This is a genomic window from Endozoicomonas sp. ALB115 (assembly GCF_049310245.1).
Taxonomy (GTDB): domain Bacteria; phylum Pseudomonadota; class Gammaproteobacteria; order Pseudomonadales; family Endozoicomonadaceae; genus Endozoicomonas.
In genome coordinates this window covers 117,541-144,491 of the sequence record NZ_JBLYZG010000003.1, presented here as the reverse complement: position 1 = coordinate 144,491, position 26,951 = coordinate 117,541, and the positions used below count along the sequence as shown (strand labels likewise).

Here is a 26,951-nt window from a genome sequence, read left to right as displayed (position 1 = left end):
TGCCCCTTTATGATTTTTCCGGAAGGATGTCCGCTACCTTGCGATTAATTGGCAACAATATTCACCAGTTTACCGGGAACCACAATCACCTTGCGGACTGTCAGACCATCGGTAAATTTGCTGACGTTTTCATGCTCCAGAGCAAGCTTCTCAATGGCGTCTTTATCCAGGCCTGCCGGTACTTCCAGTTTTGCCCGCACCTTACCATTGACCTGAACCACCAGGGTGATGGCCTCTTTCTTCAGCGCTTCCTCGTCCGCTATTGGCCATGGAGCATCCAGTACCGGCTCAGAGTGACCCAAAGCCTGCCAAATGCTGTGCATGGCATGAGGTGCGATCGGTGCCAGCATCAGTGTAGTGGCTTCAATGGCTTCGCGCATGACGGCGCGATCCTGACTTTGTGCATGGCACACCTGGAACTTGCTGATGGCGTTGTTCAACTCCATGATCGCGGCAATGGCGGTATTGAAGGTCAGGCGGCGCTCACAGTCATCAGAAACCTTGTTGATGGTTTCATGCACTTTACGGCGCAGATCCTTTTGCTCTTTGGTCAGAGCGTGCAGATCAAGAGCGGCCACAGCACCACCGGCAATATGCTCTGCGGCCTGCTTCCAGAAGCGACGCAGGAAACGGTTGGCACCTTCTACAGCGCTTTCAGACCACTCCAGGGTTTGCTCCGGTGGCGCAGCGAACATGGTGTAGAGACGGATCGTGTCGGCACCGTACTGATCAATCAGGTCCTGCGGGTCGATACCGTTGTTTTTCGATTTGGACATCTTGCTCATGCCCGCATGTTCAACCACTTCACCGGTTGCTTTCAGGGTAGCCTTAACCAGACGTCCTTTGTCGTCAAACTCGCTGTCGACATCGGTCGGGGCAAGCCACTGTTTGACGCCTTTTTCATCAAGCTTGTAGAAGGTGTCAGCCAGTACCATGCCCTGGCAGAGCAGTCGCTTGAACGGCTCATCGCTGTCGACCAGGTCGGCATCACGCAGCAGCTTGTGATAGAAACGGGAGTAGAGCAGGTGCATCACCGCATGTTCAATACCACCAATGTACTGATCCACCGGCAGCCAGTAGTTAGCCTGCTCAGGGTTCAGCATCTGGTCATCAGACTGTGGCGAGCAGTAGCGGGCGTAGTACCAGCTGGACTCCATGAAGGTATCAAAGGTATCAGTCTCACGGGTGGCAGGCTGGCCGTTGTGGGTGGTTTTTGCCCACTCGGGATCGGCTTTGATGGGTGACTGAACCCCGTCCATTTCCACGTCTTCTGGCAGCAGCACCGGCAGATCCTCCAGGGGAACAGGAACCTCAGTACCATCTTCCAGGTAGCGCATCGGGATTGGTGCCCCCCAGTAACGCTGACGGCTGACACCCCAGTCACGCAGGCGATAGTTCACCTGACGCTCACCTTTGCCTTCTGCAATCAGGCGGTCGGCGATGGCATTGAACGCCTCTTCTGAGCTCAGGCCGTCAAACTCACCGGAGTTCACCAGCTTACCCTTGTCCGTAAAAGCCGCTGCGCCAAGGTCAATGGCTTCGCCATTGGCCGGCTCGATAACCTGTTCGATGGGCAGACCAAAACGGGTGGCAAACTCGTAGTCCCGCTGGTCATGGCCGGGAACGGCCATCACTGCACCGGTACCGTAATCCATCAGTACAAAGTTGGCCGCCCATACGGGTACTTCACGACCCGTGATTGGGTGAATGGCCCGGATGCCGGTATCGACACCGACCTTTTCCATGGTGGCCATTTCGGCTTCAGTCACGGCATTGGATTTGCAGTCATGGATGAAGGTGGCAAGGGCAGGGTTATTGGCCGCTGCCGCTTTGGCCAATGGGTGCTCTGAGGCAATGCCCACGTAGGTCACGCCCATCAGGGTATCTGGTCGGGTGGTGTAAACCTTGAACTCCTCAGGGGCGCTCTCACCCGCAGCAGCGCCAGGCCCATTGGCAACCTTGAAGGTCATCTGTACGCCTTCGGAGCGGCCAATCCAGTTGCGCTGCATGGCCTTGACCTGCTCTGGCCAGTGCTCGAGTTTATCGAGGTCGGCCAGCAGTTCATCGGCGTAGGCGGTGATTTTGACAAACCACTGGGGCAGTTCTTTGCGTTCTACGACCGTATCACAACGCCAGCAGCGGCCATCTTCAACCTGCTCGTTGGCCAGTACGGTGGCGTCGTTTGGACACCAGTTAACGGTGGCCATTTTTTTGTATACCAGGCCTTTTTCGTAGAGCTGGGTGAAGAACCATTGCTCCCATTTGTAGTAATCCGGCTTACAGGTTGCCAGCTCACGGTTCCAGTCATAGCCGAAACCCAGGCGCTTGAGCTGGCCTTTCATGTAATCAATGTTTTCGTAGGTCCAGGGAGCTGGTGCCGTCTTGTTTTTGATGGCGGCATTTTCGGCAGGCAGACCAAAGGCATCCCAGCCCATGGGCTGCAGGACATTCTTGCCGCGCATACGCTGGTAGCGTGAAATCACATCACCAATGGTGTAGTTACGAACGTGCCCCATGTGCAGTCGGCCACTGGGGTACGGGAACATGGAGAGGCAGTAGTACTTTTCTTTGCCCTTCTCTTGTGAAGAGCCTTCTGAAGTGCCTTCGGTGACAGCAAAGCTGTCATTGTCTTCCCAGAATTTCTGGGCTTCGCTCTCAATCTGATGCGGTTGGTAATGCTCTTCCATCATCGCTCAACGGGCTTCATGTAAAGGATCGCTTTGATGCTTTTCTGAAAGCAGTCCGGTGAGAAAAGCTTTGTGGAAAACCAATCAAAGAGTCAGGGGAACTAATAACCCGCAAGGATACAACACTGCCTGCGCAACTGCACTTTTCCTGATGATTTATCAACACAGATTGTCCCGTATTGATCTATATCATCCGGCCTGACTGTCAGTGTTTGGTAAGGTGACGATCCTTTTTTAATCTTCATCATTCATTCTCACGTTCTGGAAAACATAATGAGCGATATCGCGATATCCATATCGATCCTGTCGCTGGTGGCCGTGCTGGGCCTGTGGATAGGTAACTGGCGCATCCGTGGCATCGGTATGGGCATAGGTGGCGTGCTGTTCGGGGGTATTCTGGTGGGGCACTTTGTCTATCAGATGGATATCCATCTGGACAGCCACACACTGGAGTACATCAAGGAGTTTGGCCTGATTCTGTTTGTTTACACCATCGGGATTCAGGTGGGGCCGGGTTTCTTTTCATCGCTGAAAAGCAGCGGTCTGAAACTGAATGCCTTTGCCGCAGGGCTGGTACTGCTGGGCGGGGTGGTGGCCACCGTGCTTCATCTGATGTTTGATGTTCCCCTGCCCGTTGTCCTGGGGATCTATTCGGGCGCTGTGACGAATACGCCTTCTCTGGCGGCGGGCACCGGCATTCTGGCCGAGCTGGGCACGCCAGAGAGCATGCTGGCCCTGCCAGGTTCTGCTTATGCGGTGGCTTATCCGTTCGGTATTTGTGGCATTCTGCTGAGCATGTGGTTTATCCGGCGACTGTTCAAAATAGACGTTGACCAGGAAGCGGAAGCCTTTGAGAAAGTGTCCGGTACCGGAAAGGAAAGCCTGTATACCATCAATGTGGCCATTCGAAACCCGAATATTGATGGCCTGGCGCTTCAGGATGTTCCGGGGCTGAATGACGGAGAACTGGTCTGTTCCCGACTGAAGCGAGGGGAAGAACTGGTTGTCCCCAAAGGCAATACAACAGTGGCGCTGGGGGATATTCTCCACCTGGTTGGCAGTCGGCAGAAATTGCAGAATGCCTGCCTTATTCTCGGCGAAGAGGTAGACGCGTCCCTGACCACAAAAGGAACGGAGCTCAGAACTTCCCGGGTGGTGGTAACCAATGAGAAGGTGCTGGGTAAAAAGCTGATCGACCTGAAATTCAAACAGCGTTATGACGTGGTGGTTTCCCGCCTGAACCGCTCCGGTGTGGAGCTGGTGCCCAACCGGGACGCGACGTTGCAGTTTGGTGATATTCTCAACCTGGTTGGTCGCCCTGAGTCGATTGATGCGGTGGCCAATCAGGTGGGCAATGCCCAGCAGAAGCTGCAACAGGTTCAGATGATGCCGGTGTTTATTGGTATTGGCCTGGGGATTCTGCTGGGCTCTGTGCCCCTGACGATCCCGGGCCTGCCTGCGGCGCTCAAGCTGGGGCTGGCCGGTGGACCTCTGCTGGTGGCGTTGATTCTTGGCCGAATAGGCAGTATTGGTCGTTTATATTGGTTTATGCCGCCCAGTGCCAACCTGGCGTTGCGGGAGATTGGTATTGTTCTGTTTCTGGCCGTGGTTGGTTTAAAGTCCGGGGAAAACTTTGTGGATATCCTGGTGCATGGGGATGGTGTGCAATGGATGCTCTACGGCGCAGTGATCACCCTGGTGCCGTTGCTGGTGATCGGTATTGCCAGCCGTATGTTTGGTGGGCTTAACTATTTGAGCCTCTGTGGCCTGCTGGCAGGTTCCATGACGGACCCGCCTGCGCTGGCCTTTGCCAACAGTCTGCATGAAAAGTCCGGAGCGGCGGCACTGTCCTACGCAACGGTTTATCCGCTGGTGATGTGTTTGAGAATTTTGTCGCCGCAGATACTGGCAGTGTTGCTGTGGGGGCTGATGTAAGGAACTGTCCTGAGGGTTGGAACTAAACAGCGCTGGTAATGGTCAAAGCCGTCTTAGTACCAGAAAACATAACCGATTGTTGTTTCAGAGGATCTAGAGGAACTCAGATTATGCCTGGCGTTTTACAGTCCTTTTCAGTGATCACACCCTCAGGTCAACAGGTAGATGTTGCCTTTAGCAATGATTCATCGCAGATATCCGCACTGAGAAGCCTGGAATGCATTCAATGCAGGAATATCACCTACAACGGCAGGAAAATTGATGGTTGTCATCATACGATCTGCCAACCTTGCATAGATAATAACGATTCATTAGCAATAGGTGAGCATAATTGCGATGGTATTGTCGTTACCGGCAAAACATTAACCAGCTACAGTATAGAAACGAGGATGTTTCTGGATAACCTGATTGTTCTCTGCCCCTTTAGCAATTGTAACCAGAAAGCCCTGCTGTCAGATGTTGATCAACACATCAGAGACCACCCGGCTGTTGATCAACACATCGAAGACCAGATAAACCCCGCTAATGGTTCGCTCAGTGAGGCTCAAATTGCTAATGATCCGGGTGAATTGTCTCCGAACTCCCGGTCGTTTGAACATGAAGGTATATTCTTTTTTGTTATTTAATCCAATGCCTCTTTGTGGCATTAAAAACTCAGCAGAGTTTCAATCACTTCTTAACTCATTGCTGGGGGATATCGGTGTTGGCAGTCTGAATACCACCAGGTACGTAGAAACTATAAAGGTCAGAATTGCCGCCCCTTCGATCAGTAATGCGGTCTCCTGCTGGATTCTTCCTGCCGTCATGGCTCCGTAGGCCAGGAGTAGTGAGAATTCACTGCTCTGCCCCAAACGTAACCCCATTTCTGCCGCATTATCGTGTCGTTCGCCTGCCAGATGCTTCAGCAGATATTTAAACAGTATGGGCTTGGCAATTAATACGATCGTTGACGTCAATAGAATAGCCATCAGCAGATGGCTTTTCAGCATCGGTTCAAACTGGGCTCCAACCGAAAAGAAAAACAGAATCAGAAAGAACTCCCTCAACGGTTTCAAACCCTCGGCAATAATCAGTGAGATTGGCGATGTAGCAATACTGACTCCGGCAATAAAAGCCCCGATCTCATGGGACAGACCAAAAGACTCCGCCAGTTGAGCTGCTGTCAGGCACCAGCCCAGAGACACCAGAAAAATATACTCAGAGATAATGTCAAAACGCCCCATTAGCGGTAGCAGGACGTATCGGACAAAACACCAGGCCCCCAGGGCAAATGCACAGGTTTTCAACGGCAGTAATAGCGCTTCGATATGGGCCCCACCGTTGCTGCTGTAAAGAATCAGAATGGTCAGAATGGCCAGAATATCTTCAAACAGCAGAATACTGATCATCACTTCACCGGTTCTCTTATGGTGCAGTGTTGTGGTAGGGATCAGCTTTAAACTGAGTACGGTACTGGAAAAGGCAAGAGACAGGCCAGCGATCAACGCTTCTGTCAATGAAAAATCAAAGAGCAGGGCAAGAGTGGCACAGATCATGGCACCAACAACGCTCAGGCAGAGAAAGGTTACCAGCGCCGTTTGTTTTAACTGTTTGAGCAGGTTTCTGGGGTGCAGGTGTAACCCCAGCAGAAACATCAACAGAATAATCCCCATGGTGGAGATCGCTTCAATATGTCCATCATCCATGACCACATTCAGACCCTGGGGACCAATCAGCATACCAAGGCCTATATAAGCGAGAATAATGGGTTGTTTCAGCCAGACAAACAGGGTGCCCAGTAACGATGCACCACCAAAGATGACTGCCATTTCCAGAACAAGATGCTCAAACGGTCCTTGCACAGCGTAAACCTTATCGTTAAAACTATGGGACTGTTCAGGATAGTTGATCAAACGGGTTGGGATTGTCCGATTTTCAATGAGCGTGTCACAATAACGTGCCGTCACTAAAGTTTTCCCTTTCCGGCCTGTGGGGCTAGGAGCCTGTCGGACTTAAGACTGTCCTACGCGGCAACTGCTCCTGCGTTGCCCTAGCTCCTGCATCCATGCAGTCGTGCGGTTGCGATAAATTGGTCTAAAAATTCCTGCTTCTTCGTCAAATAGCCCCGCTATTCTCCTCAGAAGCAGAAATTTTCATCCTCAATTTCTCGCAATCCTCGCTACGGGGTCGCCTAGACGGACGCTTAAGTCCGACAGGCTCCTAGAAAAACAAATGGACTCCTTTTTTCATGTTGCTGATTTGGCTGATCATAATGGGACTGATTTTTAAGTCATGGATTGCCTGGCTGGCACTGGTCATTCTTTATCTGTTCTCAACCCAGCCGGTTTCATCGCTGCTTATTCGCAGTCTTGAGCGTTACCCGGTCTTTACGCCGGGGCAAACACAACCTGTAGAGCCTCAGGCAGTGGTGATTCTTGGTGGTGGTTTACCTCGTATCAGCCCCGAGATGTCAGGCTTTCGCCCTTCTATGTATACCCTGGAGCGACTCCGTTATGGCGCATGGCTGAGCCGTCAGACTGAGCTGCCGGTTATGGTCAGTGGTGGCGGTTTCCGACCGGAAGCAGCCACCATGGCAGAAAGTCTTAAGCATGATTTTGCTGTGGAAACCCGGTGGTTGGAGGATCAAAGTACTACAACCCGGGAAAATGCAGTGTATGCCCGTGAAATGCTGCCTGAGGATATTCAGTCGGTTTTACTCGTGACCCATGGCTGGCATATGCCAAGGGCCGTTCTCAGCTTTGAACGAGCGGGTTTTCATGTGATTCCGGCACCGGGTATGCTGGCCAATGCCTCAAAAGACACTTTCCGTATCAGTCGATGGTTGCCCAGTGCCCGTTATTTGAGCGACAGTGAACGTGCTTTCAGAGAGTACGCCGGGTATTTATGGTACTGGCTGATCTATCGCAGCTGAGTGTTGTGTTTAACCTCGAAGGCCAGCCTGGGGCAGTGTTATTTAGAAAATTTTTGTCGTTCAATTCATATCAAGCCCATAGTCTTCATCAACAGATAACATGAAGTAAGCCGAAGTCCCATGTTGACCATCAGAGACATCGTATCCGTGAAGACTATCACCGCCAACGGTGTTTTCTCGTCTAAACAGCATATAATCCATTACATTGGTGTCGGTGCTGCATTCTTCAAGCCAGCAAACTAAAGCATAATGCAGTTTACTTTCTTCAGGAAAACTCTTGAGGCATTCTAATACCTGATCCTTATGGATTTGTTGTCCATTAACACACAGGCTGTTGATATAGCAGTGCGCCAGGAAGAAGAAACGTATACGTAAGTTCTGAAATGAGTGTCTCAGTGTTTTGGTGGATTCCAACACCTGTTCTGCTGACAGGTTTTCATGGTCAATTGCCCATTCATTCTGCATAGCCATGAATTTCAGGATACATTGCAGTCGGTGTTGCTCATCGTCCTGAACCGGTGCGTTGTTTGAGATTTGCCAAGCCTGTTGAAGTATATCCTGAGCTTCGTTGGTGTCACCGTACCGCAGAGATTGTTTCAGCCTTTGAATCAGATATTTGGTTTGCACAGCCGAATGATCGCCGGGTATTTCATTAAACGCGTCTAATACTTGCTGGTTATCCCAGATACTTTCCAATACTTTCGTCTTCAATGGCAGCTGAGAATACAAAATAGTGTTTTCGAGCAACCAGCCACCCCGTTCATAATCCACCGCATCCAGCGAGGCCTGCTGGTCATTCAACAGCAGATCTCTCAGGCAACATTCCGCTTTGAAGTGCGCTGCTGCCAATTGGCCCGCCGGATTGTTGGTGAAACCCCGGACCACTTCCTCCGGTGTAATTTGCAGGCCATTCAAGGCCAGGCTCCTCAGACAACATTCCGCCTTAAAGCAAGCCAGTTCCATTGTTGCCATGGCACCCTGATAGTCATTAACCACTTCATCCGGTGTAATCTGCTGGCCATTCAGCGGCAGGCCCTTCAGGCAACATTGTTCCTTAAAGCGCGCTATTCCCAGTTTGCCAATCTGACTGTCCGGAAAACCCTTAACGACTGCATCTGGTGTGACCGGCTGGCCATTCAATGGCAGGCCCTTCAGGCAACATTGCTCCTTGAAGCGGGCCCTTCCCAGTTTGCCTTCCGGACTATTTGGGAAACCCCTGACTACTTCATCCGGAGCCACCTGCCGGCCATTCAATAGCAGTCCTCTCAGGCAACATTCTGCTTTTAGGCGAGCGGGCTCCAGGGTTGCTCTGGCGGCCTGATAATCCTGCATCACCTCTTCCAGTGTCACCTGTCGGCCCTTCAGTGGCACGCCCTTCAGGCAACACCGTTGCTTAAAGCGCGCCTGCGCCAGTTTACCTTCCGGACTATCCGGGAAATCCTTAACCACCTGATGTGCTGTGACCGACTGGCGATGCAGCAGCTTGCCCCTGAAACAACATCGTTCCTTGAAGCGGGCCCTGCCCAGTTTGCCTTCCGGACTATCCGGGAAATCCGTAACCACCTCTTCGGGGGTGACCTGCTGGCCATACAACAACAAACCCCTGAGGCAACATTGTTCCTTGAAGCGCGCTATCCCCAGTTTGCCTTTCCGACTGTTCAGGAAATCATTCACCACCTCATCCGTTGAGACCTGACGGCCCTGCAACAGCAGGCCCTTCAGGCAGCATTCTGATTTGAAGTGTGCCAGTTCCAGTAGTGATCTGGCGGCCTGATAACCCTTAACCACGGCATCCGCTGTGACCCGCTGGCCATTCAACGGCAGGTTCCTCAGGCAACATTGTTCCTTAAAGCGCGTCAGCTCCAGCAGCGCTTTGGTTGTCTGATAACCGTTAACTACCTCATCCGGTGAGACCGGCCGACCATTCAACCGCAGTCCTTTCAGGCAACATTCTGCTTTAAAGCGAACCATCTCCAGTGGTGCCCTGGCGGACTGATAATCCTTCATCACCTCATCCGGTGAGACCTGTCGGCCAAACAACAGCAGGTGCTTCAGGCAACATTCTGCTTTGAAGCGCGCCAGCTCCAGAGATGCCCTGGCGGCCTGATAATCCTTGACCACCATATCCGGTGTGACCCGTCGACCATACAGCAGCAGGTTCTTCAGGCAACATTCTGCTTTGAAACGCGCGATCCCCAGTTTTCCGGCCGGACTGCCCGGAAAACCCTTAACCACCGCATCCGGTGTGACCAGCTTGCCATCCAACCGAAGTCTCTTCAGGCAACATTCCGCTTTGAAGCGTGCCAGCTCCAGTGTTGCTCCGGCCGCCTGATAACTCTGAACCACTGCATCTGCTGTGACCCGATGGCCATGCAACGGCAGGCTCTTCAGGCAACATTCTGCGGTGAAGCGGGCTACCCCCAGTTTACCGGCTTGACTGTCCGGAAAAGCCTTAACCACCTCATCCGGTGTAATCTGCTGGCCATTCAACGGCTGGCCGCTGAGGCAACATTGTTCCTTAAAGCGCGCTCTTCCCAGTATGCCGTGTGGAGTATTCGGGAAATCCTTGATCACCGTATCCGCTGTGACCGGCTGACCATTTAATGGCAGGCCCTTCAGGCAAAATTCTTCTCTATAGCGTGCTATCGCCAATCTGCACTTATCATTGCCATCTGGCTGTCGGTTGAATTCTTGGATGACCTGCTCCGGGGTGACTTTTTTATTGTCAAGAAGAATGTTCTGTGCACAAAGCCTTTGCAGGAAAAAGCCAGCTCTGAGAGACGAACGGTCACTGCCATAGGCTTTAAACACCTCAGCCGGGGTGATTTGATGTCCCTTTAACAGCCTTTTATTCCAAAAGGCAGCCTCAATACGCCTGGCATCATTCAGGGGTGGGGCTGTGCCTCTGTGAAACGGATGCGTTGAGACATTTTTACCGTTAAATCTACATCCGACGCGGTCAGGAATCCTGTTTGAGCCGACTTGTTGCTTAACCCGGCCCGCAGGCTTCGGGGGGGAATGAGTGGATGCTGCTGCTTTCAAAAAGACACCCTGCACACCTGGACATTAAATATCGCCGTTTGACCTTGCAGCGGCTGTCCGGTTCCATTTTTATATAAGGAACATTGGACGAAACTTTTTTCTGGATTGCCAATCAAAAGTTCAAACTACTTCAGCTTCGAGAGGATATTTTGATGGATGCCCCCGGAACTCAGCCCCTTGATCCGTACAGACATGTGTCTGGTGAGGCGATTGCCAGTGGTGGAATTGCTTCAACTATGGAGCAGAAGGTGCTTGATTTTTCCAGGTGCCGACATGTATCTGATTTTGCTGATAAGGCAAAACCTCTGGCTTCTGTGGCTGCTGAAGCGTTACGTATCGGCAGGGATGTTGATTGCCCTTTTGGCATGAACCCTCTTCACTGGGCATGTGCAGCAGCAGATTCTCAGGCATTTCAGGTGATTTGTAATTCAGTTTCCCGTGAGCGGATTGTTTCACTGTTTAATGAACCCAATGGGGCCAGATCAGTCGATGAAATGGCCTATGAAGTTGCTGGTAAAGTGGGGCCGGCAATCAACAGGGACTGTCCGGATCAAATACTGGTTTTTCTGTTAAACAGTGCTCCCGAAGCACTGCGGACGGAATATTACCAACTGTTTAAATCCATCAAGGCAATATTAACTCCGGGGGATTTAAAGGGGCAGGCTGCCAATAATACGGGTAATAACCGGTTTAATCTGGCAGCCGGTGGCAGGGAGGAGGTGGTGCGGTGGTACTGTGATATGTTCAGGGCTGATCCTGACTATCAAATCGCCATCAATCATCCGACCAATGCGGGTGTAAGGCCACTTCATCACGCAGGCAGAAGTGAACATCCCGAGAGGGTTAAAGTATTTGCATTATTGTTAGCAGAAGGAGCCTGGCCGAGTTTGGAAAATCTGGATGACCGGGGTAATTCGCCATTGGATCATCTCCAGCCTGATGACCGGATGATCGATCAGATAATTGGTTATGTTGAGGAATATCTGGGATTATCCGGGCTGGAAGAAGCTGTAAGACAGAGTAGGCTGGAAACGATAGTGTCTGAACTTATCGCTGCGTTTGAACGATTTGAGCAGGAGGTGGATTTAACCAGGGACGTCGCTCTTGGGAAGACAATGGCCCCCTGAGGGGCTGTCCGGGGGGGCTGGGTCTATCCCACGGCATCACTGACTTCTTTTTCGGGGGGTTCTTGCATACAGCGGCAGAAAAATCAGAAACAAGCCTAGCAGTAACACCGGCCAGGAGCCGTACATCATAAATGGTGTCTGGCCCTCGCGAACCTCTGCGGTTGCTGACAAAACGCCATGGGTAAAGCGCGGAATCGTTTTTACCACACGTCCCTTTTCATCAATCAGGGCGGTAATGCCATCATTGGTGGCCCGGATCATAAAGCGTCCGGTTTCCAGTGCTCGCATCCGGGCAATCTGGAAATGCTGGACAGGGCCAATGGATTTGCCAAACCAGGTATCGTTGCTGATGGTAATCAGCAGCCCACTCTCTTGCGCCATTTGTGCGACAAAGTTCGGGTAAACCACCTCATAACAGATATAAGGGGCAATGGTTACCTCGCCCGCCTTGAGTAAGGTCTGTTCTGAGTCTCCACGGGAGAATTCTGACATGGGCAGGTTAAAGAAATCAATCAGCCCGCGCAGCAGGGACTCCATGGGAACGTACTCACCAAATGGCACCAGCTTCTGCTTGTCGTAGCGGCCGGGGCCGTCTGCGGGTAAATAGCCTTCTCCCAGAGACAGAATACTGTTGAAGTAACGGGTTTCGCTGCCAGCATTATCATCCACTGGCATACCAAGAATTAATGTACTGTTATTCTGACGGGCCAGTCTGTCCAGCTGGGCCATCAAGCCCCGGGCACGGTTATAAAACAGTGGAATGGCATTTTCCGGCCAGATAATCAATTCCTGCTGCCACTGGTCTTCACTCAGGCCAATGTAATTAATGATGGTGGTGTGAATAAAGTCAGGGTCCCACTTCAGGTTTTGGGGAATATTTCCCTGTACCGCGCTGAAGGAGATATCGCCGGTTTTTTCTGTCCATGCCATGTTGTTGAGCGGCCACGAAAGTCCCCAACCTGCCAGGGCGATGAATAAAGCAATAATATTGGGTGTTCGCTGCTGTTTAGCCGGAATAATCAGGGCAAACAACAGGCAGGCGGTGGCTACCATCAGCAGGCTTAAGCCATAGGTTCCGATAACGGGAGCCAGCGTTGCAAAGGGCGTGTCCAGAAGTGCATAGCCCGATAACAGCCACGGAAAGCCAGTCAGCAACCAGCTGCGCACCCACTCAAACAGTACCCAGAGCCCTGAAAACATCAGTGCCTGCTGCCAGGGGGGCATTGCCCCGGCTTTTCGTTGATTAAGCCAGCTGTAAAGCAGGAAGACCGGCATGATCATCAGGGCGGAAATGCCCAGGACAAAAAGCCCGGTCAGCAGTCCGGCCAGCATGGGGGAAGCGGCCCCAAATTCATGGATACTGACGTATATCCACGATGTGCCAGCCCCAAACATCCCGACGCCAAAAAGAAAACCGCACATTGTTGCGGTCTTGACGGGTAATGTTCGGGTCAAAAGAAAGATCATGCCAACAGCCAGCATGGGAACTGGCCAGATGTCAAAAGGGCTGAAGCCCAGGGGCATGGCCGCACCTGCGGCCAGCGACAGCAGGTAGCGCACAACCTGAAGAGATGAACGGGACGTCGCAGCAGGCATCAGCAGGGGGTTACCCGCAACAGTCGAATCCGACGACCATCGGCGTTCAGTACATCAAAGCGGAAGCCGGAAATTTCCACGGATTCATTGCGGGTTGGCATATGGCCAAACTCCTGCATGACGATACCACCAATGGTATCAAACTCATCATCCGGGAACCTGGTGGCAAACTGCTCGTTAAAGTCTTCAATGGGCGTCAGCGCTTTGACAATAAACGCGTGTTCAAGGTCATCCGCCGGTTTGATAAAGGTATCTTCGTCAACATCGGTTTCATCCTCGATATCGCCAACAATCTGCTCAAGCACATCCTCAATGGTGACCAGTCCGGCCACTCCACCAAATTCATCAATAACGATGGCCATGTGGTTACGGTTGGTGCGAAACTCCCTGAGCAAAACATTCAGGCGTTTGCTTTCCGGGATAAAAGTCGCTGGTCGTAAATGGTTCTTGATATTGAATTTGCCCCCGGTGTTAAGAATCAACGGCAGCAGATCCTTGGCCAGCAGAATACCGATGACTTCATCTTTGGTATCGCCGATAACCGGGAAGCGGGAGTGGGCCGACTCAATAACCTGGGGCAGGAACTCTTCCGGGTTCTGGTCTTCATCCACACAGACCATCTGGGAGCGGGGGATCATGATTTCACGAACCTGCATGTCCGCGACCTGAACAGCGCCTTCGATGATGCTCAGCGCTTCATCATCCAGCATGCCCCGGCTTCCGGCATCTCGCAGTATGCCCAGCAGCGCGTTGCGGTCTTTGGGGTCCTGGTGAAATATGCTGGTCAGTTTGTCCATCCATGATGGTGACGGATGATCTTCCGTCGAATGGTCGTCGCTCATTGCCCTCTGTCTTCACGGCTATGCCCACCTCCCGGTGGGCGGTTTACTGATGAATGTGTTAAACGTGATCCAAAGCCTGTCAGGATTACTCTCTGTCCTGATAGGGATCAGGATAGCCGAGCTGACCGAGAATTTCCGTCTCCAGAGACTCCATTTCTTCGGCTTCCTGATCGTCAATGTGATCGTAGCCAAGCAAGTGAAGTGTGCCATGAACCATTATATGAGCCCAGTGGGAATTGAGACTTTTTTTCTGTTCAATAGCTTCCTGCTCAACAACAGGGACGCAGATTATCAAATCACCCAGTAATGGCAACTCCAGTTCGGCAGGCAGATCGGAAGGAAAGGACAGTACATTGGTTGGCCCTTCCTTGCCCCGCCATTGCCGATTCAGCTCGGCACCTTCATCTTCATCGACGATCAGGAGGCTGATTTCAGCTTCCTGACGGTGCTGGCCAACGGCAGCTGCGGCCCACTTTTCCAGCTCACTCTGTTCGGGAAGCTGTGTGCTGCGGCTGTTAATCATCACATCAATATGAACCGAGGCCATTATTGTGCGCCTTTGGGTGATGAAGAGCCCTCGGCTGGTAAAGAGCCCTCAGCTGGTAAAGAGCCTTCAGCGGGTAAAGAGCGTGCAGAGCGGGGAGCAGAAGGTTGCTTACCCGGTCGGGAATACTTTCCTGTTGACTGCTCCTGGGTCAGTTTGTCGAAACGGTCATAGGCCTGCACGATCCGTTGTACCAGGGGATGGCGTACCACATCCTTGGCGTTAAACCAGGTAAAGCCGATACCGTCGACCCCTTTGAGGACTTCAATGGCACTGGCCAGACCGGAGCGTGTCCCCCGGGGCAGGTCAACCTGGGTGATATCACCGGTAATCACGGCGGTAGAGCCAAAGCCGATACGGGTCAGGAACATCTTCATCTGCTCCTGAGTGGTATTCTGGGACTCATCGAGAATAATAAATGAATTATTGAGTGTACGACCCCGCATGTAGGCCAGCGGGGCAACTTCAATCACATTTTTCTCTATCAGTCGGTCAACCCGCTCAAAACCGAGCATTTCATACAGGGCATCGTAGAGAGGCCTGAGATAAGGATCGATTTTCTGGGACAGGTCGCCAGGCAGAAAGCCCAGTTTTTCCCCCGCTTCCACCGCAGGACGCACCAGCAGAATGCGACGGATCTGTTCTTCTTCCAGGGCCTGTACCGCAGCGGCAACGGCCAGGTAGGTTTTCCCGGTACCCGCAGGGCCAATACCGAAATTGATGTCGTGCTGCAGAATCGACTTTACATAACTTTGCTGGTTAGGCCCCCGGGGCGTAATCAGGCCTTTGCGGGTACGCAGAGAGATCAGCTTGTCTTCGGGTTCTTCGTGTATCCACTCAATGGCCGATTCCTGCAGGAACAGGTGAACCGTGTTCGGGCTGAGGGGTTCGTCCTTACCGGTTTCTCTGAACAGTCGCTTGACGACTTCGCCCGCTACCTCCGCACGGCCATTGTCACCCTGGATGGCAAAGACATTACCACGATGACGGATGGTGACACCGAGACGTTCTTCGATCTGTTTCAGGTGCTGGTTGAATTGCCCACAGAGTTCGGCGAACCTCTGTGGCTCATCAGGCTCAAGAGAGAAGCGGCAGACGTTTTGATCAGTGGCATTATGGCCAGAGGCGTTGTTACTTCCGGAAGAGTCCTGTCCTTGTGTTTTGGTATTCAAAGTCAGTGTTTAGCCTTTACTGCAAGTGGATTCAGGTAAGATATTACGATGGTCTCTGAATGTAAGCCAGTCAGGAAAAAGAGGCATTACGCCTCTTTTTCTCAGGCCACGCTGTCCAGCTCGGAACTGATCAGCGTACCACGCAGAGAGTGCGGCAACGCTTCAACAATCTCGACATCCGCAAAGTGGCCAATCAGGCGAGGGTCAGCACACTGGAAATTCACTACCCGGTTGCACTCGGTACGTCCTGATAATTGTCCCGGATCTTTCCTGGAGTAACCGGTCACCAGAATCTTCCGGGTGCTGCCCACCAGACGACGGCTGATCTGAATAACCTGCTGATTAATGCGGTTCTGCAAAATCTGCAGGCGCTGTTTCTTCACTTCCTCGGGAACATTGTCTTTTATATCGGCGGCGGGAGTTCCGGGGCGCTTGCTGAAGATAAAACTGAACGAGGCGTCAAAGCCCACTTCTGCAATAAGGTTCATGGTGTCTGCAAAGTCCTGATCGGTTTCTCCCGGGAAGCCGACAATAAAGTCCGAGGAGAGCTTCAGGTCAGGGCGGATAGCCAGAAGCTGTCGTATTTTCTTCAGGTAGTCTGCTGCGGTGTGCTCCCGTTTCATCAGTTGCAGGACCCGGTCAGAACCACTCTGTACCGGCAGGTGCAGATGGCTGACCAGCTCGGGAACTTCGGCGTAGACATTGACCAGGCTGTCTGAAAACTCCAGTGGGTGAGAGGTGGTAAAGCGGATACGGTCAATCCCGTCAATGGCAGCCACCACCGTGATCAATTCCGCCAGGTCACAGACGGAGCCATCGTGTTTTTCACCACGATAGGCGTTGACGTTTTGCCCCAGCAGGTTGATTTCCCGAACGCCTTTTTCCGCCAGGCCATAGCATTCAGCAATAACGTCATCCATGGGGCGGCTGATTTCCGCACCACGGGTATATGGAACGATGCAGTAAGTGCAGTACTTGTCACAGCCTTCCATAATGGAGACAAACGCCGTTGGACCATCCACACTGGGTTCCGGCAAACGGTCAAACTTTTCAATTTCCGGGAAGGTAACGTCCACCACGGGAATATGGTTGGCCTTGCTGGCATCGATCATTTCCGGCAAACGGTGCAGGGTCTGTGGGCCAAACACCACATCAACCTGGGGTGCCCGTTTACGGATCTCATCACCTTCCTGGCTGGCAACGCAGCCGCCAACGCCGATGATCAGGTCCGGGTTTTTCTCTTTCAGTTTTCGCCAGCGACCCAGCTGGTGGAACAGTTTTTCCTGGGCTTTTTCCCGCACGGAGCAGGTGTTTACCAGCAGGACATCCGCCTCTTCCGGATTGTCCGTCAGCTCCAGGGTATGAGTCTCGCCGAGCAGATCAGCCATACGGGCGGAATCGTACTCGTTCATCTGGCAACCATGGGTTTTGATATACAGTTTTTTGCTCATTTCACACTTTACTGGCTTGTGCCGGGAGGCTGTCCGGGAATAGTCCACCCTGTGGGCGCTATTCCCAAACAGCCTCCTGGAGGGCTCAAACCTGCAGCGAGGCCAAGCCTGTTGTTCATAAACCGGGCATTATAGCTACCCTGCACCATGGAGGATAGTCAAGGATGAGCCCGGTTAAACCGTGATTACATAGATTGTATTGTGGTCATTGCAGAGTGCGGGCGTGGGATGACGAATAATCGATCCGGTCAGATTTGTACATTCCAGTGTATTTAGGCAAACCATTGCAGTCAGGCTTTGTGTTATGATCTGCGCCCTGAAATCCTATGGTCAGCTCAAGCCGTAAAACGTCTGGGCAGAATTAACGTGGTACTAGAACCTAATGGCGAAAACCCCCATTTTCCGTGTGATTTTTCAAAATCAGGGCGAAGTGTTTGAAATCTACGCCCGACAGATCTTCCAGAGTGAACTCTGGGGTTTCATTGAGGTTGAGGAGTTTGTCTTCGGTGAGCGCAGTCAGCTACTGGTTGACCCGGGCGAAGAGAAACTGAAGGCAGCGTTTGAAGGTGTAAAGCGCAGTTACATTCCACTGAATACCATTATTCGTATTGATGAGGTGGAAAAAGAGGGAACCGGCAAGGTTTTTGAAGCACAGGGTGATAATGTCCGACCCTTCCCCGTGATGCCCCATATTCCCAGCAGGGACTGAACTTAACCGCTGGTTAGGCAGTCACAGCTCGTATCCATGGCATCAGCACCGTCATCCTTTGGCCTGTGCCGGTAGTGGGGGATATTATGGATTCACTGTCAGATTCTCTTAAGTCACTGGAAGTTGGCAGTGCTGTCCCAGGGGGCAGTGATGCGATGTCTGCTTCTGGTTCAGCCTCAGCCATCGCGTGGGGACGAGAGTTGGCAGTGGTTAATGTCTCATCACCGGCATGTTCAGGGTTCCCTGTTGCTACGTTCCCCGATGCCGCTCCCTGCACCTCTGCAACCGCTGTATCTGATCATGGCCCCGGGCTGTTAATGGGTAACCCTGTTAACAGCGAAAAGAACAACCATTTATCGAGCCGGGAAAAAGTGGTCGCGGTGATGTCCGCCTTTGGTACATCGCACCCCTTCGATAGCCGGGCGATAATGCGCATTTTAGCTGCATGCATTTGTGATGAAGAAGAGCAATTGTCTCCCTTCGTCAGTAATGGTAAGAAATGCAATTTTCTGTTGTCAGGATTTCTGGCTTTGCAATATGCCGGGGAGCCTGAAGCCACTGAACCCATCCTGGCAAAGCTTAAGAATATTGATAAGGATTTTCTCGACCTTTATCTCAGGGCTGTTGAGCTATATTTGCTGATTTCCGGACAGTCACCCTCTTCTATGGATTATGAGCAGGTGCAGGAGCTTTCTCAGTTGGTCCGGGAGACTGAATTTTTTCCCGCCGCCTGGCTGCTGGTGAAGCTGAGTTGTAATACAGATAAGCTGCTGCTGGTTTCACCCTTTCTTATCCCGCGTCTGCTGGTTCCGTTCCTGAATCGGAGCTCTGAAATGATTATGTTGGAACGGACTTTTGCCCGGGAGCTGATGGATGCATTCACTACCCTCCTCAAGCTGACTGACAAACACTTCAAAAGCTGTCTTGAAAAAATGACGCCCCGTGACTTGTTCATGCTGGATTTGGGGGGGCTGATAATGGGTACCAATGCCAAGCCTGAGATCAAAAAGTTTGCTGACTATCCGGAAGGGCTGAGGCAGATCATTACTTTGGACTGGAGTGACATTATTCGTTCCCGACAGGAAGGTGGCAGGCTCGAACTTCGCTCCAGGCGCAACCGCTATAACCATAACGATCTCAGGCAAGTGTTTGAGGAATCGGGGGCGAAGTTGCGGGTATCGAAAGGGACAATAAATAATCTGCTTGGCGGGGTATTCAAGGATGCAGGCAAGGGGGATACGAAAAGAAGGCTGTATAAGTACTTCGAGCAACGTCTTGAGGCGAAGGAGTCACGCTTTGTAAGTGGGCTTATGAAGTTGACCAAAGGGCTAATGTACCTTTGTTCCACAGGGTTTGAAAAACATCCGCTGATCGCCCTTATACATCTGGCTAATGCGGCAGACAGTGGCTTGTCCCCGCTGCTGCTCAAAGATGCGGGTGATATTAACCTGGGTTTTGGTCGGTTTGAAAAGTCCCGGGAACTGTATCAGCAGCTGCGCAGCTTACCCGGTTTGCCAGAGTCCCTCAGGCGAAGGCTGGATTCATTAATTGAAATCTGTGAGTTAAATATTCCTGCCGTAACCAGCACTGCAGCAACAGATGCTGTTAAAACGCCGGTTGTCGTTGAATCTGGCAGCAGGAAAAGCAGGAAAAAAAGAAAAACACATCAGCGCAGCAGGGCGGAGTTCAGAGGGAACGTGGTTGCCCCGAAGCAGCACAGTCCGGATACGGAGCAAACACCTGAAGTTGTCCGGCCGGTTAAGCAGAGGCATTTGCCGTCGGAGTCTGATTTGCCTGAACAATCAGATTCTGAAGACCGCGAACATCCGGATAAAACCCCGGAAGCGGCACAGATAGACCAACTTTCACCGGTTACATCTTTGAGGCCAGCGCCTGAGAAGGTGGCCGGGGCGACGGCCCCACGGCAGCTGTTTATGCCAAGGGAGGGGCGCTTCAGCGATAGTGATTTGATGGTTCAGAGGTTTGTCCGGGAGATTAATGCCCATCGAAACAAAAGTGATCTTGCCAGTGAGCAGTTGTGTATTGAACAGTGGCTGATGCAGGACCAGGTCTATGGGCGTGTTTGCGAAGATGCAGCCTGGTTCTACTTGCGGCAGTGTATTTTTCCCGAGCAGATGAACGCGGTCATCCTGGCCGGTGACCAACTGAATGATGAGAAGGAGGCAAAATGGCAAATGTTGCACTTTGCCCTGGATTGGGTCTCCCGGGCCATGGCCTGTTACCTGGCACAGCCCATAGAGAAGCGTATCCTCAGTGGCCGGTTGCAGGAGATGCTGATTCAGCGGCACCATCAGAACCCGGAGCAAAAAAAGGACGCTGAGGCCTGCAAGCGCCTGCGATCCGGATGCTCCGGTTTTGGCCATGTTTTTTCTGAGTTGAGTGGCCTGGTCAGCAGCCACAAGCTAAGAAAAGTTTATGATGACAAGGGGCATGAGTTTTTTGCGTTAAAACGCATTGCCGATCCTCTGTATTACCTGGGGGTGTGATATTGCCTAGTACATGGTTTCAAAGAGTTTGACGTGTACAATCTCCGTTCACCCTGAGCGGAGTCGAAGGGTGCTTGGCACGATCTATCAGAGTCCGGAGTTTCCGCCTTTAGGCCCTATGGGTCCTTCGATACTTCGACAAGCTCAGCACTCAGGACGAACGGAGTGCGGAGGCACGACAACCCTTCACACTCATTGAAACCATGTACTAGGTTCCCGGCTTGATAAGGCTCAGGCCGATAACTGCTTGTCGTTGTCGTTTTGATACCGGTTTTTAAAGAGCAGATACAGTCCACTGCTCAACAGCAGGTTGCCCAGTCCAATCAGGTACCGGAATAAATCCAGCCTCAGATAGCCAGCCAGTGTGCCTTCAGTACCGATGATCAGCGCGCCGGTAAAATAGCTGGTAACAGAAGCGATGATCAGCCACTTCGGCCCGGACTCCACCGTTGAGCGCAATAGCAGAAATGACGCGAAAATCAGTAGCACAGCCATTTGCAGGTCACGGTAAATAATGTCTAAACCGTACCATCGACAGACTTCGTAAACCACGCACACACCCAGTATCAGCCGACCCCAGGCGGCCCGACTCCAGCTGCTGACGCTAACGCCAAGACAGGTGGCAATTCCGGTCAGAGGCGGCGCAAGAAACATGGCAGCATTCACCAGCATCTCGTGGGGGCCTGACCAGGCACTGGAGATACCATAACGCAGGCTGCCAGTAATGGATGCCAGCGCCATTAGCAGGAATCCCAGCAAGGCAGCAGTGGCAGAAAAGCGATGAACGTCAGCGAAACTCTTTTGCTGTGCCATAAGAAAAACAGCAAAAAGGCAGGCAAAGGCCAGCACGGCATCGGAAATAGCCAGAGAACTCATTGTTTGCAAAATTGCTTAACCAGTCATTTAATAAAATACTCCGAAGATCAGCCTTCCGGACTCAGGATAATCGGGCGAATGCTTTCTCTGCCGCACTCCATGTAGCGTCCAGCTCTGCCTGACCATGGGCTATGGATATAAATCCAGCCTCAAATGCTGAGGGTGCCAAGTATACGCCATTATCCAGCATGCCATGGAAGAATTTGGCATAGCGCCCGGTGTCACAGGCCATCACTTTGGTGAAGCTGTCTATGGTATTGTCGGTATGATGCTGGTCGGTGAAAAATAGACCAAACATGCCGCCTACCTGGGATGTGGTAAAAGGAATACCGGCGGCTTCTGCTTTTTCTCTGAGACCTTGCAGAAGTACCGTGGTTTTCTCCGTCAGGGATTCATGAAAGCCGTGGGTAGACAGATTTTCCAGTGTGGCCAGACCGGCAGCCATGGCCAGCGGGTTACCAGAGAGTGTTCCGGCCTGGTAAACAGGGCCCAGTGGTGCCAGGTGCTCCATAATCTCCCGGCGACCACCAAAAGCACCCACGGGCAGACCACCGCCAATAATTTTACCCAGTGTCGTCAGATCCGGCGTTACGTCGTAATAGGCCTGGGCACCACCCAGTGCAACCCGGAAACCGGTCATGACTTCATCAAATATAAGGACAGTGCCGTATTCATCACACAGCTTGCGCAAGCCTTCCAGAAAACCGGGAACGGGTGGAATACAGTTCATGTTGCCAGCCACCGGTTCAATGATGATACAGGCAATTTCATCACCAACCTGCTGGAAGGTTTCTTCCACCTCGGCAAGGTTGTTGTAGGTCAGGGTAATGGTTTTTTCCGCCAGTGCAGCGGGCACTCCCGGTGAATTGGGCACACCCAGGGTCAGGGCACCGGAACCGGCTTTTACCAGCAGTGAGTCGGAGTGGCCGTGGTAGCAGCCTTCAAACTTGATGATTCGGTCACGACCGGTAAAGCCCCGGGCCAGACGAATGGCGCTCATGGTTGCTTCAGTGCCGGAGTTGACCATGCGCAGCAGCTCCATGGAGGGCACCATCGCCCGTACCATCTTGGCGAGTCGGGTTTCCAGCTCCGTGGGTGCACCAAAGCTCATGCCAGCCAGGGCCTGATCACGCACGGCAGCGATCACATCCGGGTGGTTGTGGCCGAGGATCATGGGGCCCCAGGAGCCGATGTAGTCAATGTATTCCCTGCCGTCCACATCATAAAGATGCGCGCCACGGGCTTTTTTAAAAAAGATGGGCTTGCCGCCAACTCCTTTAAATGCTCTGACCGGTGAGTTTACTCCCCCGGGGATGACCGTCTGGGCATCGTCAAAAAGTTGTTCAGAACGAGACATGGTGGCAATTCCTTAACATAGGCTGTGCGGCTTAACCCCGGGGTTTTGGCCGCTATTCTTTATTGTGCAACTGTGGAAGGTTAAACAGCTTTACGCTGTGTATCGTTAAACAGAGCTATAAAATTCCGGGCCCGATCCCGGATATTCTGTGCCGCAAACAGGTTATTAACGACGGCAACCATATCAGCACCGGCAGAAATCACCTCAGAAGCATTGTCCGTGGTAATGCCGCCAATGGCGACGATGGGCAGGTCAAACATTTCCCGTGCCCGGGTCAGAATGGCAAGCTCGGCATTTTTAGCATCGGGTTTGGTTCGGGAGGGGAAAAACTTGCCAAAGGCAATATAGTTGGCTCCCTGTTCAGCAGCCGCTTTTGCCTTTTCCAGAGAGCCCTCGCAGCTGATGCCGATAATGGCATAATCACCCAGCCGGGCTCTGGCATCGGCAATACTGTCATCCTGCTGGCCAAGGTGAACGCCATCGGCTTCCACATCAAGGGCCAGCTCAATGTCATCGTTGATGATCAGCATGGCCTGGTATTGATGGCAGAGAACCTTCAATGCTCCGGCCTGTCGCAGTCTTTTACCGGAGTCGAGGCTTTTATCGCGGTATTGCAGGATTTTCATACCGCCCATCAGAGCCTGCTCTACCGTTTCGAACAGTATTCTGTCATCGGGTTGCAGTTGACTATCGGTAATACCGTACAGGCCGTGAAATCTATGCATGCTCCATACCCAATTATTAAATATCCGGCAGATTATACCAGTTTATCGTCCTTGTCTTTAATGGACGTTCATTATTAAACATAAGACCAGTATTCATCATATTCCGTGGAAAAAATGTGTTCTAACAAACATCAGGTTTGCCCGGTAACGCATCAGCATCGATGGCAGCTCTCTCACTGACTGTTGAGCTATCTTCGTCGGCTTCAGGGTGGGCTTCGCCCACTGAGCAGAGAATGCCGGCAACCGTGTTGCCAACAACATTGGTGACCGTGCAGCCAGCATCGGTAATCCGGTCAGTCGCCAGAATAATCGCCATGGCTTCAACGGGGAGCCCCATGGTGTGTAACAGTACTCCGGTGGAGACTGCTGCACCGCCGGGTATACCTCCAGTAGCAACGGCCAGAAGGAAGGTGGTGAAGCCCATGGTGCCCATTTCCAGAAGGCTCAGGTCAATATGCCAGGCATTGGCCACAAACAGGGCTGCAACGCTCATATAGATAGCAGAACCGGACATATTAATGGTGGCTCCCAGGGGAACCGTGAAGCCGGCGATATGTGCCGGGACCTGGAACTTTTCGATCAGTGTCTGATAGGTAATGGGGATCGAAGCGTTAGAGCTGGCAGTAGAGAGGGCAAAAATGACCTGTTCACGGGTGTGACGGATAAACACCAGAGGGGAACGTTTAATCACCAGCCCGATCAGCACCGGATAAATAACAAACAGCCAGAGGCACATAATGAGCAGGCAGGTCAGCACATAGGACAGCACACTTAAAATGCTGCTGCCGTTTAATGTGGCAGCCAGTTTGGCGGTCAGAAAGAAAACCCCGATGGGAGCCATACTCATGACCATGCCAATCAGTTTCATCATCACGCTGTTGGCCAGTGAAATAGCATTGCTGACACTGTGGGTTTCGTGGTTTTCCAGCTTCTTTATGGCAACCCCGGTAATGATTGCCATAAACAGGATTTGCAGAATATTGCCTTCTACCAACGCCTGAAAGGGGTTCACTGGTACCACGTTAATAATCATATTCAGCAGTGAAGGGAGTTCAGACTGGCCAGAGCGAACCAGTTGGTCAACGTGGCCAAGATTGGCTCCGGTACCCGGTGCCACCATCAATGTGATAACAATGGCTGACAGGATGGCAAAAAATGTATTGCCCAGATAGATGCCAAAGGTTTTAACCCCCAGTCTACCGACTTGGGTGATGTCGTTAATGCTGCACACAGCGTGGGCAATGGAGACAAAAATAAGGGGGACAACCAGCATTTTAATCATTGCCACAAACATCACACCAACGGCATGAAAGAGGCCACTGACCAGATATTTCTGGATAATACCTTCGGGAGAGGCAGCCAACTGGATAATGATACCAGTGGCCATTCCCAGTATCAGGGCAATCAGTATTTGAGGGGCTAAATTTTTCTGCATCATACATTCTCCTCTCAATATGAAAGTGAAACGGCTCTGCTGACTTATGCCCCCTTACTTATTTGGAACGCTTTATCAGTAACAAGTTCCCGACAAAGATGAAAAAATGCTATTTCCTTATGGTAAATCCTTATTTTAGTTGAAAATTATCGGATTTCCTGAAGCCGTGATCAGGGCCGGATTTGTGCAATTGAAGGCATAACCAGCCAGTTTCAGGCGAGTAGGGGGGGCTTTTGATGTCCCCCGGAAAAGTATTTCAGCCATTATTCGCTGCTAATGTTGCCAAAGCACTTTTGTGAAAGTTTTGGAGGCCAGGCATGTTGTCACCATGCCTGGGAGGCTGACCGAGAATAGACTGCCCTACTGCGGTGGCAGCAAATTGGTCTAAAAAGTCGGAAATTTTTAGCAAATAGAACCACTATTCACTAAAAATTTCCGACTTTTTATCCTCAATTTTCTGCCATCCTCGCTACGGGCGCTATTCTCGGTCAGCCTCCTGGATATCAGCCCTGAGGTTTCGCAAGCCCTGGCCTGAGAATGTTGAAACGGCTTATGCCGTGGAGAAAATCATCCGTGATGCTGATGCTGTGCCTAATACCATGATTATTTTGCACGATCGTATTACATCATTCTTGACAGCGGCAGACATTGACTACCCTGTTACTTGATTACCAGATGTCCGGCTTATTCATCGCCTCGACACAGTGTGGTTTGCCAGCGATTGGCTCAATCTCCTTACTAACCAGCGACTGGCCTAACCAACCTTCCGGATGGGACAACGGCAGTGGTGCTTTGATCACGGTTTCACTGACAGGCGCAAAACCTGTTCGACAGTAGTAATCAGGATCACCATAGGTGAATACCAACTCTGTGCCATTGTCTTTTAATGTACGCAGGCCAAAGTGGATCAATGCCTGACCGGTACCTTTACCCTGGTAATCAGTGCCGACAATGCCTCCAAATTAATGACAGTCTGTCTCTTGTGCTACTCTGAGACTTTCGTGATCCTGAGGAAAAGAATAATGAACATAAGCATTTCTTATACGCCTGCTACTTCCGGGCAGCAAGCTGAAACACCTAACCTGGTAAAAGCACTTACAGGCTATGGGGTGTTCGCAGGGTTTCTTATTTGCATTAAAAAAGTCCAGGATCCAGGATTGGTGACGTTGGCTGCTTCCAGTGCGGTTGGCGCAGGCCTGGGTTACTTATGTGGGTATTCAATTCACCATTCATTATTGGCAGTTGTCGATGGTGTGCGAAATGTTACCAATGGTTTGAATGCGTTGTTCCCGGGTGCAGATAATCACACCGTTACTCCCACAGCAGCCTCAATCAATCAGTGGTTGGAAACCAACGATCAGGATAATAACGTCAGGTTATCTAATAATCCCGGCAACGACGTTGCCCGCCAGACATTGAGTCGACGGCACAGTGTTTAACGGTTGTGTCACATCCTGAAGGCACTGGTATGTCTTTCCCGGGCAGAGAGTGTGCATTGCAGGGGTGTCAGGCCTTTTTTGCATTAATGTTCTACAGCGTTGCAACTATTTTTTCGCACAGCTTTTTTAAAGTGATTAATTCATCAAGGTCAAGCTGGATTTTACATTTCATTTGAGCAGGCACCTGCAACGCCTCTTTTTTTAATCCGGTTCCTTCCTCAGTCAGTTTTAACACGCGCACGCGTTCGTCCTGCTCACTGCGTCCACGTTCGACCAGGCCCTTGCCCTCCAGCCGCTTCAAAAGAGGGGTTAATGTGCCAGAATCCAGATGCAGTCTTGCGCCAATATCCTTTACACTGATGCCATCATTTTCCCACAACACCATCATCACCAGATATTGGGCATACGTCAGATCCAGCTTATCCAGTAATGGACGATAAGTCCGAACCACGGCATTTGATGCACTATAAAGCGGAAAACACACCTGATGATCCAGCAACATGTGCTCTTCCGCAGAGAGTTGAGTTTTCTGTTCACAAAGAGCCATCAGCCGCACCCATAAAATAAATTGCACACAATATACTTGTCTTTCGCTC

Annotated in this window: 21 protein-coding genes; 7 read left to right on the top strand and 14 right to left on the bottom strand. The window is 51.6% G+C overall.

Translation table 11 applies throughout. From position 1 onward, the window contains the following. Positions 1 to 44: 44 nt before the first annotated feature. A complete protein-coding gene (gene leuS, locus ACO6VE_RS02530; protein WP_422459581.1) occupies positions 45 to 2,687 on the bottom strand; it encodes a leucine--tRNA ligase in 2,643 nt (880 codons plus the stop codon). 273 nt (positions 2,688 to 2,960) lie between these two features. Here leuS and ACO6VE_RS02525 point away from each other — a divergent pair, with 273 nt between their 5' ends. Continuing rightward, a complete protein-coding gene (locus tag ACO6VE_RS02525; protein ID WP_422459536.1) occupies positions 2,961 to 4,622 on the top strand; it encodes a putative transporter in 1,662 nt (553 codons plus the stop codon). A gap of 110 nt (positions 4,623 to 4,732) precedes the next feature. After that, positions 4,733 to 5,248, top strand: a complete 516-nt coding sequence (locus tag ACO6VE_RS02520; RefSeq protein WP_422446615.1) for a hypothetical protein — start codon at positions 4,733 to 4,735, stop codon at positions 5,246 to 5,248. Positions 5,249 to 5,287: 39 nt separating this feature from the next. Here ACO6VE_RS02520 and ACO6VE_RS02515 read toward each other — a convergent pair whose 3' ends face one another. Next, positions 5,288 to 6,568: a cation:proton antiporter gene (locus ACO6VE_RS02515; RefSeq protein WP_422446613.1), complete on the bottom strand. Its 1,281-nt coding sequence runs from the start codon at positions 6,566 to 6,568 to the stop codon at positions 5,288 to 5,290. A 281-nt stretch (positions 6,569 to 6,849) separates the two neighbouring features. On the opposite strand from ACO6VE_RS02515, the gene ACO6VE_RS02510 reads away from it, so the two are divergent. Further along, entirely contained in the window at positions 6,850 to 7,533 is a 684-nt protein-coding gene (locus tag ACO6VE_RS02510; RefSeq protein WP_422459534.1) for a YdcF family protein, read from the top strand. A gap of 60 nt (positions 7,534 to 7,593) precedes the next feature. On the opposite strand, the gene ACO6VE_RS02505 is transcribed toward ACO6VE_RS02510, so the two are convergent. After that, positions 7,594 to 10,575: a hypothetical protein gene (locus ACO6VE_RS02505; protein WP_422446609.1), complete on the bottom strand. Its 2,982-nt coding sequence runs from the start codon at positions 10,573 to 10,575 to the stop codon at positions 7,594 to 7,596. 152 nt (positions 10,576 to 10,727) lie between these two features. Here ACO6VE_RS02505 and ACO6VE_RS02500 point away from each other — a divergent pair, with 152 nt between their 5' ends. After that, positions 10,728 to 11,702, top strand: coding sequence for a hypothetical protein (locus ACO6VE_RS02500; RefSeq protein ID WP_422459532.1), 975 nt, complete (start codon positions 10,728 to 10,730; stop codon positions 11,700 to 11,702). A gap of 36 nt (positions 11,703 to 11,738) precedes the next feature. Here the strand turns inward: ACO6VE_RS02500 and lnt are convergent, their stop codons facing one another. From lnt to miaB, 5 genes are all read right to left on the bottom strand, one after another. Continuing rightward, positions 11,739 to 13,298 carry an apolipoprotein N-acyltransferase gene (gene lnt, locus ACO6VE_RS02495; RefSeq protein WP_422446605.1) on the bottom strand — a complete coding sequence of 520 codons (1,560 nt, stop codon included), beginning with the start codon at positions 13,296 to 13,298 and terminating at the stop codon, positions 11,739 to 11,741. Beyond that, positions 13,298 to 14,140, bottom strand: coding sequence for an HlyC/CorC family transporter (locus ACO6VE_RS02490; protein WP_101745588.1), 843 nt, complete (start codon positions 14,138 to 14,140; stop codon positions 13,298 to 13,300). Before ACO6VE_RS02490 ends, lnt begins: the two co-directional genes overlap by 1 nt. An 85-nt stretch (positions 14,141 to 14,225) precedes the next feature. Then, positions 14,226 to 14,687 (bottom strand): rRNA maturation RNase YbeY, encoded by a 462-nt coding sequence (gene ybeY, locus ACO6VE_RS02485; RefSeq protein WP_422446603.1) that lies wholly within the window; start codon positions 14,685 to 14,687, stop codon positions 14,226 to 14,228. After that, entirely contained in the window at positions 14,687 to 15,856 is a 1,170-nt protein-coding gene (locus ACO6VE_RS02480) for a PhoH family protein (RefSeq protein ID WP_422446601.1), read from the bottom strand. Before ACO6VE_RS02480 ends, ybeY begins: the two co-directional genes overlap by 1 nt. A 101-nt stretch (positions 15,857 to 15,957) precedes the next feature. Then, entirely contained in the window at positions 15,958 to 17,307 is a 1,350-nt protein-coding gene (gene miaB, locus ACO6VE_RS02475) for a tRNA (N6-isopentenyl adenosine(37)-C2)-methylthiotransferase MiaB (RefSeq protein ID WP_422459530.1), read from the bottom strand. 382 nt (positions 17,308 to 17,689) lie between these two features. Here miaB and ACO6VE_RS02470 point away from each other — a divergent pair, with 382 nt between their 5' ends. Both ACO6VE_RS02470 and ACO6VE_RS02465 read left to right on the top strand, forming a co-directional pair. After that, positions 17,690 to 18,016, top strand: coding sequence for a DUF1820 family protein (locus tag ACO6VE_RS02470; protein WP_422446597.1), 327 nt, complete (start codon positions 17,690 to 17,692; stop codon positions 18,014 to 18,016). 86 nt (positions 18,017 to 18,102) lie between these two features. Further along, positions 18,103 to 20,523, top strand: a complete 2,421-nt coding sequence (locus ACO6VE_RS02465; protein ID WP_422459528.1) for a hypothetical protein — start codon at positions 18,103 to 18,105, stop codon at positions 20,521 to 20,523. A 231-nt stretch (positions 20,524 to 20,754) separates the two neighbouring features. Here ACO6VE_RS02465 and ACO6VE_RS02460 read toward each other — a convergent pair whose 3' ends face one another. From ACO6VE_RS02460 to ACO6VE_RS02440, 5 genes are all read right to left on the bottom strand, one after another. Further along, positions 20,755 to 21,399 (bottom strand): hypothetical protein, encoded by a 645-nt coding sequence (locus tag ACO6VE_RS02460; protein ID WP_422459526.1) that lies wholly within the window; start codon positions 21,397 to 21,399, stop codon positions 20,755 to 20,757. A 61-nt stretch (positions 21,400 to 21,460) separates the two neighbouring features. Further along, entirely contained in the window at positions 21,461 to 22,756 is a 1,296-nt protein-coding gene (gene hemL / locus ACO6VE_RS02455; protein WP_422446591.1) for a glutamate-1-semialdehyde 2,1-aminomutase, read from the bottom strand. A gap of 80 nt (positions 22,757 to 22,836) precedes the next feature. Then, the gene (gene thiE, locus ACO6VE_RS02450; protein ID WP_422446589.1) at positions 22,837 to 23,481 is read right to left on the bottom strand and encodes a thiamine phosphate synthase; all 645 of its coding nucleotides are present in this window, start codon (positions 23,479 to 23,481) and stop codon (positions 22,837 to 22,839) included. Between the two features lie 121 nt (positions 23,482 to 23,602). Continuing rightward, positions 23,603 to 24,919 carry a dicarboxylate/amino acid:cation symporter gene (locus ACO6VE_RS02445; protein WP_422446587.1) on the bottom strand — a complete coding sequence of 439 codons (1,317 nt, stop codon included), beginning with the start codon at positions 24,917 to 24,919 and terminating at the stop codon, positions 23,603 to 23,605. A 665-nt stretch (positions 24,920 to 25,584) separates the two neighbouring features. Continuing rightward, entirely contained in the window at positions 25,585 to 25,827 is a 243-nt protein-coding gene (locus tag ACO6VE_RS02440) for a hypothetical protein (protein WP_422446585.1), read from the bottom strand. 111 nt (positions 25,828 to 25,938) lie between these two features. On the opposite strand from ACO6VE_RS02440, the gene ACO6VE_RS02435 reads away from it, so the two are divergent. Then, entirely contained in the window at positions 25,939 to 26,355 is a 417-nt protein-coding gene (locus ACO6VE_RS02435) for a hypothetical protein (protein ID WP_101745577.1), read from the top strand. 91 nt (positions 26,356 to 26,446) lie between these two features. Here ACO6VE_RS02435 and ACO6VE_RS02430 read toward each other — a convergent pair whose 3' ends face one another. Continuing rightward, positions 26,447 to 26,857: a MarR family winged helix-turn-helix transcriptional regulator gene (locus ACO6VE_RS02430; RefSeq protein WP_276328469.1), complete on the bottom strand. Its 411-nt coding sequence runs from the start codon at positions 26,855 to 26,857 to the stop codon at positions 26,447 to 26,449. Between the last annotated feature and the right edge of the window lie 94 nt (positions 26,858 to 26,951).

Bases quoted from the DNA above. Each gene is read 5' to 3' on its own strand.
- lnt (WP_422446605.1), bottom strand. From the start codon at position 13,298: ATGCCTGCTGCGACGTCCCGTTCATCTCTTCAGGTTGTGCGCTACCTG.
- ACO6VE_RS02465 (WP_422459528.1), top strand. From the start codon at position 18,103: ATGGATTCACTGTCAGATTCTCTTAAGTCACTGGAAGTTGGCAGTGCT.
- ACO6VE_RS02445 (WP_422446587.1), bottom strand. From the start codon at position 24,919: ATGATGCAGAAAAATTTAGCCCCTCAAATACTGATTGCCCTGATACTG.
- ACO6VE_RS02500 (WP_422459532.1), top strand. From the start codon at position 10,728: ATGGATGCCCCCGGAACTCAGCCCCTTGATCCGTACAGACATGTGTCT.
- miaB (WP_422459530.1), bottom strand. From the start codon at position 17,307: ATGAGCAAAAAACTGTATATCAAAACCCATGGTTGCCAGATGAACGAG.
- thiE (WP_422446589.1), bottom strand. From the start codon at position 23,481: ATGCATAGATTTCACGGCCTGTACGGTATTACCGATAGTCAACTGCAA.
- ACO6VE_RS02430 (WP_276328469.1), bottom strand. From the start codon at position 26,857: ATGTTGCTGGATCATCAGGTGTGTTTTCCGCTTTATAGTGCATCAAAT.
- ACO6VE_RS02470 (WP_422446597.1), top strand. From the start codon at position 17,690: ATGGCGAAAACCCCCATTTTCCGTGTGATTTTTCAAAATCAGGGCGAA.
- hemL (WP_422446591.1), bottom strand. From the start codon at position 22,756: ATGTCTCGTTCTGAACAACTTTTTGACGATGCCCAGACGGTCATCCCC.
- ACO6VE_RS02525 (WP_422459536.1), top strand. From the start codon at position 2,961: ATGAGCGATATCGCGATATCCATATCGATCCTGTCGCTGGTGGCCGTG.
- ACO6VE_RS02510 (WP_422459534.1), top strand. From the start codon at position 6,850: ATGTTGCTGATTTGGCTGATCATAATGGGACTGATTTTTAAGTCATGG.
- ACO6VE_RS02460 (WP_422459526.1), bottom strand. From the start codon at position 21,399: ATGAGTTCTCTGGCTATTTCCGATGCCGTGCTGGCCTTTGCCTGCCTT.
- ybeY (WP_422446603.1), bottom strand. From the start codon at position 14,687: ATGGCCTCGGTTCATATTGATGTGATGATTAACAGCCGCAGCACACAG.
- leuS (WP_422459581.1), bottom strand. From the start codon at position 2,687: ATGGAAGAGCATTACCAACCGCATCAGATTGAGAGCGAAGCCCAGAAA.
- ACO6VE_RS02520 (WP_422446615.1), top strand. From the start codon at position 4,733: ATGCCTGGCGTTTTACAGTCCTTTTCAGTGATCACACCCTCAGGTCAA.
- ACO6VE_RS02435 (WP_101745577.1), top strand. From the start codon at position 25,939: ATGAACATAAGCATTTCTTATACGCCTGCTACTTCCGGGCAGCAAGCT.
- ACO6VE_RS02490 (WP_101745588.1), bottom strand. From the start codon at position 14,140: ATGAGCGACGACCATTCGACGGAAGATCATCCGTCACCATCATGGATG.